The sequence below is a fragment of the Nonomuraea sp. NPDC047897 genome, from assembly GCF_043204415.1.
GTDB lineage: Bacteria > Actinomycetota > Actinomycetes > Streptosporangiales > Streptosporangiaceae > Nonomuraea.
On sequence record NZ_JBIDCC010000010.1, the window covers coordinates 161,805 to 174,948 of the forward strand.

General features: G+C 71.0%; 11 protein-coding genes. 3 read left to right on the forward strand and 8 right to left on the reverse strand.

Annotated features, from left to right (window positions below):
• The 3 genes from ACGF0J_RS23425 to ACGF0J_RS23435 all read right to left on the reverse strand — a co-directional run bounded on the left by ACGF0J_RS23425 (position 1) and on the right by ACGF0J_RS23435 (position 4,367).
• Entirely contained in the window at positions 1 to 2,040 is a 2,040-nt protein-coding gene (locus tag ACGF0J_RS23425) for a VanW family protein (RefSeq protein WP_393149078.1), read from the reverse strand.
• Between the two features lie 93 nt (positions 2,041 to 2,133).
• Positions 2,134 to 2,796 (reverse strand): response regulator, encoded by a 663-nt coding sequence (locus tag ACGF0J_RS23430; RefSeq protein WP_393149079.1) that lies wholly within the window; start codon positions 2,794 to 2,796, stop codon positions 2,134 to 2,136.
• Positions 2,793 to 4,367, reverse strand: a complete 1,575-nt coding sequence (locus ACGF0J_RS23435; protein WP_393149080.1) for an ATP-binding protein — start codon at positions 4,365 to 4,367, stop codon at positions 2,793 to 2,795. The genes ACGF0J_RS23430 and ACGF0J_RS23435 overlap by 4 nt, the downstream gene beginning before the upstream one ends.
• A 143-nt stretch (positions 4,368 to 4,510) precedes the next feature.
• Between ACGF0J_RS23435 and ACGF0J_RS23440 the strand changes: the two genes are divergently transcribed.
• The 3 genes from ACGF0J_RS23440 to ACGF0J_RS23450 are packed head-to-tail and all read left to right on the forward strand — an operon-like array spanning position 4,511 to position 7,570.
• Positions 4,511 to 5,488 (forward strand): tripartite tricarboxylate transporter substrate binding protein, encoded by a 978-nt coding sequence (locus ACGF0J_RS23440; RefSeq protein ID WP_393149081.1) that lies wholly within the window; start codon positions 4,511 to 4,513, stop codon positions 5,486 to 5,488.
• Positions 5,488 to 6,033 (forward strand): tripartite tricarboxylate transporter TctB family protein, encoded by a 546-nt coding sequence (locus ACGF0J_RS23445; RefSeq protein ID WP_393149082.1) that lies wholly within the window; start codon positions 5,488 to 5,490, stop codon positions 6,031 to 6,033. Before ACGF0J_RS23440 ends, ACGF0J_RS23445 begins: the two co-directional genes overlap by 1 nt.
• 1 nt (position 6,034) lies before the next feature.
• Positions 6,035 to 7,570, forward strand: coding sequence for a tripartite tricarboxylate transporter permease (locus ACGF0J_RS23450; protein WP_393149083.1), 1,536 nt, complete (start codon positions 6,035 to 6,037; stop codon positions 7,568 to 7,570).
• 126 nt (positions 7,571 to 7,696) lie between these two features.
• Here ACGF0J_RS23450 and gatB read toward each other — a convergent pair whose 3' ends face one another.
• Genes gatB through gatC form a run of 5 tightly spaced genes read right to left on the reverse strand, consistent with a single transcriptional unit; the run spans position 7,697 to position 13,051 of the window.
• The gene (gatB, locus tag ACGF0J_RS23455; RefSeq protein WP_393149226.1) at positions 7,697 to 9,184 is read right to left on the reverse strand and encodes an Asp-tRNA(Asn)/Glu-tRNA(Gln) amidotransferase subunit GatB; all 1,488 of its coding nucleotides are present in this window, start codon (positions 9,182 to 9,184) and stop codon (positions 7,697 to 7,699) included.
• A 13-nt stretch (positions 9,185 to 9,197) separates the two neighbouring features.
• Entirely contained in the window at positions 9,198 to 9,848 is a 651-nt protein-coding gene (locus ACGF0J_RS23460; protein WP_393149084.1) for a DUF4276 family protein, read from the reverse strand.
• Positions 9,845 to 11,251, reverse strand: coding sequence for an AAA family ATPase (locus ACGF0J_RS23465; RefSeq protein WP_393149085.1), 1,407 nt, complete (start codon positions 11,249 to 11,251; stop codon positions 9,845 to 9,847). Before ACGF0J_RS23465 ends, ACGF0J_RS23460 begins: the two co-directional genes overlap by 4 nt.
• Positions 11,252 to 11,264: 13 nt before the next feature.
• Entirely contained in the window at positions 11,265 to 12,755 is a 1,491-nt protein-coding gene (gene gatA / locus ACGF0J_RS23470; RefSeq protein WP_393149086.1) for an Asp-tRNA(Asn)/Glu-tRNA(Gln) amidotransferase subunit GatA, read from the reverse strand.
• Entirely contained in the window at positions 12,752 to 13,051 is a 300-nt protein-coding gene (gene gatC, locus ACGF0J_RS23475; protein ID WP_101787882.1) for an Asp-tRNA(Asn)/Glu-tRNA(Gln) amidotransferase subunit GatC, read from the reverse strand. The genes gatA and gatC overlap by 4 nt, the downstream gene beginning before the upstream one ends.
• Positions 13,052 to 13,144 lie beyond the last annotated feature (93 nt).

Here is a 13,144-nt window from a genome sequence, read left to right on the forward strand (position 1 = left end):
TCAGCCCGGGTCGTTGGTGGAGGCGCAGATCACCTGGGCCTGCGGCCGGTACTTGGTGGTCTGCTTCGGGTCCCGCTTGACCTCCTCGCCGTCCTTGACGAACACCCGGGTCACGTCGATCGTGAAGCCGGGGGTCCCGACGGTGGGGATGCAGCCGGGCGCGCCGCTGGTCGTGCGGCGGAACGCGGTGGGGGCCCGCCGTTCGGACTCCACGGCCTGGATCTTGTCGTAGCGCCGGGTGCTCCAGAGCGTGACGGTGACCGACGTGCCCGTGGAGGCGGTTTTGATCAGCACGCCGTACTCGGAGTCGTTGCGCCACTTCAGGTCGCGGTCGGGATAGAGCAGCGCGGCGTCGCGGCCGGCCGGGTAGCGGGCGTCGTAGTAGTCCATCGGGGTGCGCTCGACCTCCTCGAACCCGCCGAAGTAGGCGGCGTTGTGGAGGGTGGTGGCGAACTGCGAGACGCCGCCGCCGATGATGCCGACCATCCGGCCGCCGACGATCTGGTCGGCCTCGACGTAGCCGGCCTCGCGGGTGCGCGCGCCCACGGTGTCGTTCAGGGAGAACGTCTCGCCCGGCTTGACCACGTGGCCGTCGAGCTGGGCGGCCATCCGCTGGATGTTCGTGGCGCGGGGCCGGCAGCATTCGAAGGTGGTGGTGAACTCGGCGACGTTCTCCTTGATGCCGAGGTTGCTCACCTCGGCGGTGGCGACCTCGGGACGGACGACCGACAGCCGCACGGGCACGATCCGGTCGCCCTGCCGTCCGATCACCCTGGTCACGTCGCGGGCCAGCCGCTCGCCGTCCACTCCCCTGCCGGTCCGGGCGGTGACCAGCTCGGGCTTGCCGTCGACGATCCGGTAGGTGGCGTCGCGGGGCGCCTGGCTCTCGTCGACGAGGTTACGTTCGACGGCGGCGAGGGCCGCCTCGGCGTCGAACCGGGGCGTGAGCCCGCCCTTGCCGTCGGCGACGTAGCTGAGGTGCGCGGCGATGGTGGCGGGCGGCAGCGTGGCCCGCTTGGCTCCGATGGCGAGCGTGATGGGCGCGGCGACGGCCCGCCCGGCCTCGGCCCTGGCCTCGGCGACGACTTCGGGGGTGGTCTCGGCCTTGGCGGGCCGCAGGGTGAGCACCGCGCTGGGTCGGGAGTTGAGGAAGGCGTCGGCGATGCGGCGGACGGCGTCCTCCCGGTCGAGCAGCACGCCGTCCGCGGGCTCGGTCGCCACCGGGCGCAGCCCCTCGAAGGTCACCCGGCCCTCGCGCGGCTCCTTGTCGTGGCTCTTGGCGAGCCCTTCGACGGTCCGGGTGAGCTGGGAGGTGTCGATGGTGAGCTTCGGCTGCAGCTCGGTCGTGCCGGTGAGGCCCCGCCACACGTCGACAGGGCTGGGGAAGCCGCTGCGCGCCTCGCCGATGGTGGCGACGACGTCGAGTTCGAGGCCTGCCTCGTCGGCCTGGACGGTCTCCTTGCGGCCGGAGACCTCGATGGTGACGGGCTTGCTGACCTTGGCGGCCAGTTCGGTGCGGAGCTTGTCGGCCGCCTGCGTCACGGTCAGGCCGCCGATGTCGACGCCCGCCACGCTGGTGCCGCGCAGCACCGCGCCCGACATCATCACGGCCGGCACCAGGTAGGCAAGCAGCACCAGCACCAGCAGCAGGATGAGCGCGCCGGGCAGCACGCGGCGACGCCGGGGCGGCTCGGGCTCGTCGAGCGCGGACGGCCGTTCCGGGTCACCGACCGTGCCGAACGCCGCCGAGCGGGACGTGGCGGGCCCGGGCTTGCCGTGGCTGACCGGCCACGGCTGGGCGGGCGGTGTGACGGGCGGCAGGGCTCCGCCGCCCTGCCCTCCGGTCGGGGCCGGCGCGGGGCCCGCCGGGGCGGGCCGCGGTGGCTGCTGGGCGGAACCGTCAGGTCCGCCGAAGATGTCGCGGGAGACTCCGGGTGGCAGGCCCTCGATGCGCGGCCGTCTGCTGGTGGTGCCCGAGGAGGGTAACGGCACCGACGCGAAGGGATCGGTCGGTGATTGGATCGGCTTGGGGTTACCCACGCCTCAATCTCCTCCCGTTCCGCTGCCTGATTCTCAGGCAACAGTAAGGCACGCGCATCCGTCTATGTCACGGAATCCGGCTACGGAACTGTGTCAACCTGTCCACCGGTAACGGTGCTCCGGGCGGCCGGCGGTGCCGTAGCGCGGCCGCAGCTCAGCCCGCCCCGCGACGCAGAGATACTCCAGGTAGCGGCGGGCGCTGACCCGCGACAGGCCGGCCAGTTCGGCGGCCTCGGCGGCCGACAGGTCACGGCCCGCCTCGCGCAGCGTGTCGGCGACCAGCGAGCAGGTGGCCGGCGACAAGCCCTTGGGCAGCGCGGCCGTCGAGCTGGGCGTGCCGAAAAGGCGGTCGACGTCGTCCTGGCGCGCCTCGGGGCCGATCGCGGTGAGCTGCCTGCGGGTCTCGGCGTACTGCTGGAGCCGCTCGGCCAGCGCGGTCACGGTGAACGGCTTGATCAGGTAGTTGACGGCGCCGCGGCGCATCGCCTCCTGGACGGTGGGCACGTCGCGGGCGGCGCTGATCACGAGGACGTCCACGTCGTCCAGCGCCTTGAGCACCTCCAGGCCCGACATGTCGGGCAGGTAGATGTCGAGCAGCACGAGGTCGGGACGGTGCCGGGCGACCCCGGCGAGCGCGTCGGCCCCGCTGTGGGCGGTGGCGACCACCTCGAACCCGGGCACGCGGGCGACGTAGCCGCCGTGGATGCGCGCCACCATGAAGTCGTCGTCCACGACGAGGACGCGGATCGCCGTCATCGGGCGGCCGTCCCGAACGGCGGCGGGAGCAGCGCCGTGAAGACCGCGCCGTTGTCGTTGCGCACCTTCACCCAGCCGCCCCGGCGCAGGCAGGCCTGCCGGGTCAGGGCCAGCCCCAGTCCGCGGGGCCCCGACTGGGCCGCCTTGGTCGTGAAGCCCTCCCTGAAGACCTCCTCCACCAGGCCGGGGGTGATGCCCGGCCCGGAGTCGCCCACGCGCACGCGCAGGCCGTCGCTGCCGGCCCGTACGGACACCTCGATCGTGCCGGCGGCGCCGTCGAGCGCGTCGATCGCGTTGGCCACCAGGTTGCCGACGACCAGCACGGCGTCCTGCGGGTCGCCGAGCGCCCCCTCGGGCACGTCGGAGTCGTCGGCGAGCACCAGCCGGGCGCCACGCTCGGCCGCCTCGGCGGACTTGGCCAGCAGCAGGGCGGCCAGCGTCGGGTCCTGCACCCGCTCGCGCAGGTCGGCGGCGTAGGCGCCGACGGTGCCCCGGGTGATGAAGCCGACGGCCGCCTCGTGCTCGCCGAGCTCCAGCAGGCCGACGACCGTGTGCATGCGGTTGGCGAACTCGTGCGCCTGGGCGCGCAGCGCCTCGGTGGCGCTGCTGGTGTCGTCCAGCTCGCGCGCCAGCCGTACCAGCTCGGTGCGGTCGCGCAGCGTCACCACCCAGCCGCGGTGCTGGCCGCGCACGGAGACCGGCGTGCGGTTGAGCACGAGCACCCGGTCGCCGTGCAGGACGATCCGGTCCGCGCCCGGGTCGGCGCCACCGAGCACGTCGCGCATCCGCTCCGACACCGGCATCCGCGTGAGGTCCTCGCCGACCTCGCCGAGCAGTTCGCGTGCCGCGTCGTTGACCAGCGTCACCCTGCCGGTGAGGTCGAGGGCGAGCACTCCTTCCTTGACGCCGTGCAGCACGCCCTCGCGCTGCTCCAGGAGCGCGGCGATCTCGCTCGGCTCCAGGCCGAAGGTCTGCCTGCGCACCCGCGCGGTGATCAGCGCCGCCGCCGCGAACCCGGCGAGCAGCACCGCCAGGGCGGTCCACAGCAGCGGCGGCAGCGCGCCCGCGAGCTGGCCGAGGACGGTGGCCTCCAGCACGCCCACCGAGACCAGGCCGATGACGTCGCCGTACTCGTCGAAGACGGGCGCCTTGCCGCGGACCGTGGTGCCGATCGTGCCGGTCTCGGTGCCGACCCAGCTCCTGCCGGTGGTCAGGACCGACGTGCCGTCGGTGGACAGCTTCCGGCCGATCAGCGCGGCGTTGGGGTGGGCGTAGCGGGTCTGCTCGCGGTTGGCGATGACGACGTAGTCGGCGCCGGTGGACTGCTGCACGCTGAGCGCGAGCGGCTGCAGCACCGACTCCGGGTCGGGCATGTCGAAGGCGGCGCGCACCTGCGGGAGCCCCGCGATCGACTGGGCGATGGCCAGCGCCCGCTGCTGGTGCAGCGAGTCGAGCTGGTCGCGGGTGCGGGTGGCCCACACGCCGGCGGTGCCGCCGACGGCGAGCAGCACGATCACCATCTGCAGCACGAACAACTGGGTGCCGAGGGAGGCGTCACGAACCCGTCTCATCTGACCCATGGAAACAGTCGCAGGTCACAGCGGGATCGCGACCAAAACGAACTAAAAGACTACTATCAGAGAAAGCTCGACTCTGCCGGGGACGGACTTCACCATCCAGATTCCATAACGTGAAATCCCCCCTTGGAGTACACATGCGTCTGCGCATCCTCGCCGCGCTCGCGGCGATCTCACTGGCCGCGCTGACCGGCTGCGGCGAAAACACGACCGGCGGAGGCGGCGGCGGCACCGGCACGCTCCGCATCATGGCGCCCGCCTCGCCCGGCGGCGGCTGGGACCAGACGTCCCGCGTGGCCGAGCAGGCGCTCAAGGCCGCCGAACCGAGCCGCAAGTACGAGGTCTACAACGTGCCCGGCGCCGGCGGCACCATCGGCCTCGCCCAGCTCGCGGGCGAGAAGGGCAACGGCAACCTGCTGATGACCATGGGCCTGGTCATGGTGGGCGCGATCGAGCAGAACAAGTCGAAGGTCACGCTCAGCGACACCACGCCCATCGCCAAGCTGACCGAGGAGTACGAGATCGTCGTGGTCCCGGCCGCGTCGCCGCTCAAGTCACTGTCCGACCTGGTGACTGCCTGGAAGGCCGACCCGGCGAAGGTGTCGGTCGCGGGCGGTTCGGCCGGCGGCACCGACCACATCGTGGCGGGCCTGATGGCCAAGGCCGCGGGCGTGGACCCCAAGCAGGTCAACTACATCGCCCACTCCGGCGGCGGTGAGGCGCTCAACGCGCTGCTCGGCAACAAGGTCACCATCGGCATCTCCGGCGTCGGCGAGTTCGCCGAGCACATCAAGTCCGGCAAGCTGCGCGCCCTGGGCGTCACCTCCGGCGAGCGGCTGGCCGACCTCGACGCGCCCACCCTCAAGGAGGGCGGCCTCGACGTCGAGCTGGCCAACTGGCGCGGCTTCGTGGCGCCCGGCGGGCTCGACGACGCCGCCAAGAAGACGCTGACCGACCTGGTCACCAAGATGCACGACTCGCAGGTGTGGAAGGACGCGGTGGCCAAGAACGGCTGGATCGACTCCTTCCAGACCGGTCAGCAGTTCGCCGACTACCTCAACGCCGAGCAGGCGCGGGTCAAGGGCATCATCGCCGAGATGGGCCTCGTGTCCTGATGTCGCCTGACACACCCGTACCGGAGGCTCCCGCCGCCGGCGCCGCGCCCGACGGGCCGCGGCGCGGGTGGTGGCGGCCCGAGCTGCCCCTGGCCCTCGTGGTGCTGGGGCTGGGCGTGTTCGTCATCGTGGGCACCCTCGACGTGTCGGCCGCCGCCTCGCAGCTCGGCCTCGGGCCGCGGTTCTTCCCGATCCTGGTGGGCGGCGCGATGATCGTCGTGGGCGTGTGCTACGTGGTGGACGTGCTGCGCGGCGGGCGGGGCGACCCCGAGGAGAGCGAGGACATCGACGCCGACGCGCCCGCCGACTGGCGCAGCGTCGCGCTGGTGAGCGGGATCTTCCTGGCGTTCACCGCGGTGCTGAACACGGTCGGCTGGATCATCGGCGCGTCCCTGCTGTTCTTCGGCATGTCCGTGGTGCTGGGCGCCGAGCACAAGCTGCGGGCCGCGGCGGTCGGCGTGGTCGTCGGGATCGTCACCTACCTGCTGTTCGTCAAGGGGTTGGGCGTCACCCTGCCGGGCGGTCCGCTGCAGGGGGTGATCTGAGGTGAGTTCGTTCCAGCTCCTGATGGAGGGCTTCGCCGCGGCGCTGACGCCGGTCAACCTCCTGTACGCGCTGGTCGGCGTCACCCTCGGCACCCTCGTCGGCGTGCTGCCGGGGATCGGGCCCGCGATGACGGTGGCGCTGCTGCTGCCGATCACGTTCACCGTGCCGCCCGCGAGCGCGTTCATCATGTTCGCCGGCATCTACTACGGCGGCATGTACGGCGGGTCGACGACGTCGATCCTGCTCAACACGCCCGGCGAGTCCGCCTCGATGATCACCGCGTTGGAGGGCAACAAGATGGCCCGGCGCGGGCGGGCGGCGCAGGCGCTGGCCACGGCGGCCATCGGCTCGTTCGTGGCCGGCACGATCGCCACCGGGCTGCTCGTCGTGGCCGCGCCTCTGGTGGTGGACTTCGCGATCGGTTTCGGTCCCGAGGACTACTTCGCGCTGGCGATCCTGGCGTTCGTCGGCGTGTCGGCGGTGCTGTCGCGCTCGCTGGTGCGCGGGCTGGCCGCGCTGGGGCTGGGCCTGGTCATCGGGCTGATCGGGATCGACCAGCAGACCGGGCAGGCGCGGCTGACGCTGGGCGTCCCGCAGTTGCTCGACGGCATCGACGTGGTGATCGTCGCGGTCGGTCTGTTCGCGCTGGGCGAGGCGCTGTACGTGGCGTCGCGGCTGCGGCACGCGACGCCCGAGGTGGTGCCCGTGGGCCGGGCCTGGATGGGCCGTTCCGACTGGGCGCGCTCGTGGAAGCCGTGGCTGCGCGGGACCGCTTTCGGATTCCCGTTCGGCGCGCTGCCCGGCGGCGGCGCGGAGATCCCGACCTTCCTGTCGTACGCGACGGAGAAGAAGCTGGCGCGCGGCGTCGCCCGCGAGGAGTACGGCAAGGGCGCCATCGAGGGCGTCGCCGGCCCCGAGGCCGCGAACAACGCCTCGGCGGCGGGCACCCTCGTCCCGCTGCTCACGCTGGGCCTGCCCACCTCGGCGACGGCCGCGATCCTGCTGGCCGCCTTCCAGCAGTACGGGCTGCAGCCCGGCCCCCAGTTGTTCGACCACAACCCGGCGCTGGTCTGGGGCATGATCGCGTCGCTGTTCGTCGGCAACACGATGCTGCTGGTGCTGAACCTGCCGCTGGCCCCGCTCTGGGCCCGGGTGCTGCGCGTGCCCCGGCCCTACCTGTACGCCGGGATCATCGTGTTCGCCGCGCTGGGCGTCTACGCGCTCAACGGCACGGTGGTGGACCTGGTGGTGCTGTTCGTGCTGGGCCTGCTCGGGTTCGCGATGCGCCGCTTCGGGCTGCCCATCGCGCCGGCGGTGATCGGCATGATCCTGGGCCCGATGGCGGAGATCCAGCTACGCCGGGCGCTCGCCATCGGGGCGGGCGACGTCACCGTGCTGGTGCAGAGCCCCATCGCCGTCGTGCTGCTCCTGCTGTCCCTCGGCGCGCTGCTCACCCCCCTGGTGCGCAGGCTGGCCGAACGGCGCGAACTCGCGCCCACCCCCACCCGCGGAAATCAACCCGCGCGCAAGGATTAACCCGTCCCCTGCCGGGCACCTGGATGTCACTGCGCCAGGGGAGGCTGCTGGGATGCGCGAAGGCCCCGCCGGTCGACGAGACCGGGCGGGGCCTTCTCGTGCGTGTCGCCAAGCTACGTCGCCGGGCTACTCGGAGACGCCCAGCTTCTCCAGGATCATGGCGCGGGCGCGGGCGGCGTCGGCCTTGCCACGGCTGGCCTTCATCACGCCGCCGACCAGGGCGCCGGCCGCCGCGATCTTGCCGGAGCGGACCTTGTCGGCCGCGTCGGCGTTGTCGGCGAGGACCTGGTCGACGATCGCCGACAGCTCACCCTCGTCGTTGACGATCTTGAGGCCGCGCTGTTCGACCACCTCGTCCGGCGAGCCCTCGCCGGCCAGCACGCCTTCGAGCACCTCGCGGGCCAGCTTGTCGTTGAGCGAGCCGGCGGCCACCAGCTCGGCCACCCGGGCGATCTGGGCGGGCGTGATCGGCAGGCCGGCCAGCGCGACGCCGCTCTCGTTGGCGCGGCGGGCCAGCTCCCCCATCCACCACTTGCGCGCGTCGGCCGGCTTGGCGCCCGCCGCGACCGTCGCCTCGACCAGGTCGATGGCGTCGGCGTTGTGCATCGCCTCCATGTCCAGGTCGGACAGGCCCCACTCGGCCTGCAGCCGCTTGCGCTTGACCGACGGCAGCTCGGGCAGGGCCGCCTTGAGCTCGGCCACCCACGCCGGGTCGGGCGCGATCGGCACCAGGTCGGGCTCGGGGAAGTAGCGGTAGTCCTGCGCCTCCTCCTTGGACCGGCCGGACGTGGTGGTGCCGGTGTCCTCGTGGAAGTGGCGGGTCTCCTGCACGATGCGGCCGCCGTCGGCGAGGATCGCCGCCTGCCGCTCGATCTCGCTGCGCACCGCACGCTCGACGCTGCGCAGCGAGTTGACGTTCTTGGTCTCGGTGCGGGTGCCCCACTCCGACGAGCCGCGCGGCATCAGCGACACGTTGACGTCGCAGCGCAGCGAGCCCTCCTCCATGCGCACGTCGGAGACGCCCAGCGAGCGCATGATCTCGCGCAGCTCGGTGACATACGCCTTGGCCACCTCCGGCGCCAGCCGGTCGGCGCCCGGGATGGGCTTGGTGACGATCTCGACCAGCGGGATGCCGGCCCGGTTGTAGTCGACGATCGAGTAGTCGGCGCCGTGGATGCGGCCGGTCGCGCCGCCCATGTGGGTGGACTTGCCGGTGTCCTCCTCCAGGTGCACCCGTTCGATCTCGATGCGCACGCTCCTGCCGTCGACCTCGATGTCGATGTAGCCGTCGAAGCAGAGCGGCTCGTCGTACTGGGAGATCTGGTAGTTCTTCGGCATGTCCGGATAGAAATAGTTCTTCCGGGCGAAACGGCACCATTCGGCGATGGAGCAGTTGAGCGCCAGGCCGATGCGGATCGTCGACTCGATCGCCTGCGCGTTGGCCACCGGCAGCGAACCGGGCAGCGCCAGACAGGTGGGGCAGACATGGGTGTTCGGCGGCGCGCCGAACGTCGTCGGACAGCCGCAGAACATCTTGGACGCGGTGCCCAGCTCGACGTGCGTCTCCAGGCCCAGGACCGGCTCGAACCGGCCGAGCGCCTCGTCGTAGCGCATGACGACTGTGCTGTCAGTCACGGATCAACCTCAATTCTCTCAGCGCCTCCAAAGTCTCGGCCTGCCACAGCCGGAATGAGGGCACACGTTCCAGGTGCTCGAGTCTCATCGTTTCGGCGATGAGCGCAAGGTAGTCAGCAGCTTCACGACCTGCCCGCCGACGCCGCTTGCCGCACGTGACGATGTCGGACAGTGTCCTTTTCGGGTCTGCGAGTGTTTCGACGCGCGCGAGGCGGTCGGCTTGATGGACGGTGCTCTCATCCCACGATGAGCCGGCGATCCGACGAAGAACATCGACGTCGGTCAGAGCCCAGCTCTCCATCTCGCGAACAGGCACCACCCGCACCACTGGACGTGCCAAGGCAGCGGTCTGCCAGTGTCGTAACAGCGGGGTCCAGTATTTCCTCTCCTCCCGGGAGGAATCCGCAGAGCCGTCGTAGTGGTAGAAGAGGAGCGTCATCCCGGACGAGGCGGCCTCGGCCGCCCTGCACACGGCCTGATGCTTCGACTCCCCAGCCTGCACCGATATGCGCAGGACCTGAACGGGCGCCACTCGAAGGTGGTACGGCAGGCACATCCGATTGAGCGCCCGTTCAAGCAGGACCGGCAGGAAGTCGTAGTCGGAGTTGCCTTCGGCGGCCAGGCAGGCGTTCACCTCGATCACGAGGCCGCCTCCAGCAGTTGTCGCGCCTCTTCTTCCGAGATGGCGGCGAAAGCCCGCCGTTCCGGTTCCGAGACCACCAGCCCCACTTCGTCGAGAGGTGGTGTGCCACCTGGTGACAGCGGGGCAAGTTGACGAGCACGCGACACCCTGCTCGCCACCCCTGGTTCAGCTGCCTCGGGAACCGTGATCCAGTCCATGACCAGCAGATCTTCGCGGTCGACGGTGAGCAGCATCAGCGGGGAGTGACTGCTCATGATGAGTTGCGCCAAGGGCGCCCCCTCGACCACGGCCTCTCCCGGATCCGTGACGAGTCTTCGCAGGTGACGCACGAGCTCTCGAAGCCGTTGCGGATAGATCCCGTTCTCGGGCTCCTCGAAACAGATGAGGCCGCGATGCCCAGGATCGTACAGAGCGGCCAACAGGGCCAGTACCCGCAGCGTGCCGTCCGATGCGACCCGGGCACTGACGCGCCCCTCGTCACGCGTCCGGAGATAGACCTCCCACTGCTCCTTGGCCGGATTCTCCTCAACCTCTATGCCGGCGAAACCCCGGACGACGCGCGCCATGTCGGTGGCGATCTCGTCGAGTGAGCTCCCGAACTCGTCCGAAGTCGTCTGCTCGATCCGCCGCAGCACCTTGGCGAGGTTGGCTCCGTTCGGATCGAGTTGCTCGCCACGCTGGTGACGCGAACTCGGCATCCGCAGGGAAGCCGGATCGAGCTGGAGGAACCGCCAGGAGGCTATCTCCTTCCGCAACGCGTACAGCAGAGGAAACTCTCCAGCCGAGGTGATGCTCGACAGGACCGTCGCCTCCGCGGCGTGCGCGGCCAGCTCACGCTTGCGGCCCTGCCTGCCTTCCTGCGCGATGCGGAACACCGGTCGACCGGCATCGTCCGCGGTCGTCTCCAGGAGGGGAGATTGCCTCTTGTACCTGAGGAAGGCGGAGCGAAACTCCCGCCCTACGGGACGACGACGCAGCCAGGAGTCGTCCGCGGAGCGAATGGGCCGTGCTTCCTCACGCGCCACGTAGGGCCGGATGAAACCATCCTCACTGCGACGCTGCACGATGTCGAGCTCGTATCGGATGCGGGTATGCGTGACCTGGAGCTCCGCGCCGAACTGATCCGCCACGGACGGATCCAGCAGCACCTCGACGACGAACGACATGCGGTCCACGACGCGACCGTCACCTCGGCGCCTGAACAGCTCTCCGAGATCCCCTCGCGCGGCGGCGAAGGCGTCGTACAGCGACGGGGTGTCCACCAACTGACGAAGCAGTTGGATGCCGTCGAACAGGTTGGACTTCCCGCTGGCGTTGGGCCCCAGGACCACGAGGAATGGCGGCACGTCCAGCCTGAAATCTGCGAACGACTTGAAGCCGTCAATCTCAATGTGTGTGAGCATGCCGCCACCCCTTCTACAGCTCGGGAGCCCGGGCCAGCAGCGGGCCGCCCCAGCGGCTGTCCAGGGCCTTCTCGACGGCGGCGCCCACCCGGTAGCAGCGGTCGTCGCCCAGCACCGGCGCCATGACCTGCAGGCCGACCGGCAGCCCGTCCTCGTCGGCCAGGCCGCACGGCACCGAGATGGCCGCGTTGCCCGCCAGGTTGGTCGGGATCGTGCACAGGTCGGCGAGGTACATTGCCATCGGGTCGTCGGCCCGCTCGCCGATCGGGAACGCCGTCGTCGGCGTCGTCGGCGAGACCAGCACGTCCACCTGGTGGAAAGCGGCCTCGAACTCGCGGGAGATGACCGTGCGCACCTTCTGCGCCTGGCCGTAGTAGGCGTCGTAGTAGCCGCTCGACAGCGCGTACGTGCCCAGCATGATGCGCCGCTTGACCTCGGGGCCGAACCCCGCCGCCCGGGTCAGCGCCATGACCTCCTCGGCGCTGCGGGTGCCGTCGTCGCCGACGCGCAGGCCGTAGCGCATGGCGTCGAAGCGCGCCAGGTTGGACGAGCACTCCGACGGCGCGATCAGGTAGTAGGCGGGCAGCGCCGTCGCGAACGACGGGCACGACACCTCGACCACCTTGGCCCCGAGCGACTCCAGCAGCGCCACGGCCTCGTTGAAGCGGGCCAGCACGCCGGGCTGGTAGCCGTCGCCGCCGAACTCCTTGACCACGCCGATCCGCATGCCCGCCACGTCGCCCTGCCGGGCGGCCTCGACCACGGACGGCACCGGCGCGTCGATCGACGTGGAGTCGAGCGGGTCGTGCCCGGAGAACGCCTCGTGCAGCAGCGCCGCGTCGAGCACGGTGCGGGCGAACGGGCCCGGCGTGTCGAGCGAGCTGGCGAACGCGATCAGCCCGTAGCGGGACGAACCGCCGTAGGTCGGCTTCATGCCGACGATGCCGGTGACGGCGGCCGGCTGGCGGATCGAACCGCCCGTGTCGGTGCCGGTGGACAGCGGCGCCTCGTAGGCGGCCACGGCGGCGCTCGACCCGCCCGACGAGCCGCCCGGCACCCGGTCGAGGTCCCACGGGTTGCGGGTCGGGCCGTAGGCGGAGTTCTCGGTGGAGGAGCCCATGGCGAACTCGTCCAGGTTGGTCTTGCCGAGGATCACCAGCCCGGCCTCGCGCAGCCTGCGCGTGACGGTCGCGTCGTACGGCGGGCGCCAGCCTTCGAGAATCTTGGACGCGGCCGTGGTCGGCATGTCGTGGGTGGTGAAGATGTCCTTGTGCGCGACCGGCACCCCCGCCAGCGGCCCGAGCCGCTCGCCGGCCCGCAGCCGCTCGTCGACGGACCTGGCCTGCGCCAGCGTCACCTCGCGGTCGACGTGCAGGAACGCGTTGACCTTCGGCTCGACCTCGGCCATGCGGTCGAGGTGCGCCTCGGCCACCTCCACGGCCGACGCCTCGCCGCCGGCGATCAGCGCGCCGAGCTCCGCGGCGGTCTTGTGGATCAGGCTCATGCCTCCTCCCCCAGGATGCGCGGCACCCGGAAGCGGTCGTCCTCGACGGCGGGAGCGCCGGAGAGGGCCTGCTCGGGGGTGAGAGACTGTCGCACCTCGTCGGCACGGAAGACATTGGTCAGCGGAAGCGCGTGCGACGACGGCGGCACGTCCTCGGCGGCGACCTCGGCTACTTTCGCGACCGACTCGATGATGGCATCGAGCTGCGTGGCGTAGTGGTCGAGCTCGTCGTCCGTGAGCGCCAGCCTGGACAACCGGGCCAGGTGTGCGACCTCGTCGCGGGTTATGGCGGACATGAGTCGTTGAACCCGTTTCGTGGATGGAGTTGGGACACTCACATCCTAGGGGCGTCGACGGAACGCCTCCGAACCCTTAACCACCTGGAAACA

What these genes read in the sequence shown, in the direction of transcription:
- ACGF0J_RS23440 (WP_393149081.1), top strand. Translation starts at nt 4,511, where the DNA reads ATGCGTCTGCGCATCCTCGCCGCGCTCGCGGCGATCTCACTGGCCGCG.
- ACGF0J_RS23445 (WP_393149082.1), top strand. Translation starts at nt 5,488, where the DNA reads ATGTCGCCTGACACACCCGTACCGGAGGCTCCCGCCGCCGGCGCCGCG.
- gatB (WP_393149226.1), bottom strand. Translation starts at nt 9,184, where the DNA reads ATGCGCTACGACGAGGCGCTCGGCCGGTTCGAGCCGGTCCTGGGCCTG.
- gatC (WP_101787882.1), bottom strand. Translation starts at nt 13,051, where the DNA reads ATGTCCGCCATAACCCGCGACGAGGTCGCACACCTGGCCCGGTTGTCC.
- ACGF0J_RS23430 (WP_393149079.1), bottom strand. Translation starts at nt 2,796, where the DNA reads ATGACGGCGATCCGCGTCCTCGTCGTGGACGACGACTTCATGGTGGCG.
- gatA (WP_393149086.1), bottom strand. Translation starts at nt 12,755, where the DNA reads ATGAGCCTGATCCACAAGACCGCCGCGGAGCTCGGCGCGCTGATCGCC.
- ACGF0J_RS23435 (WP_393149080.1), bottom strand. Translation starts at nt 4,367, where the DNA reads ATGAGACGGGTTCGTGACGCCTCCCTCGGCACCCAGTTGTTCGTGCTG.
- ACGF0J_RS23465 (WP_393149085.1), bottom strand. Translation starts at nt 11,251, where the DNA reads ATGCTCACACACATTGAGATTGACGGCTTCAAGTCGTTCGCAGATTTC.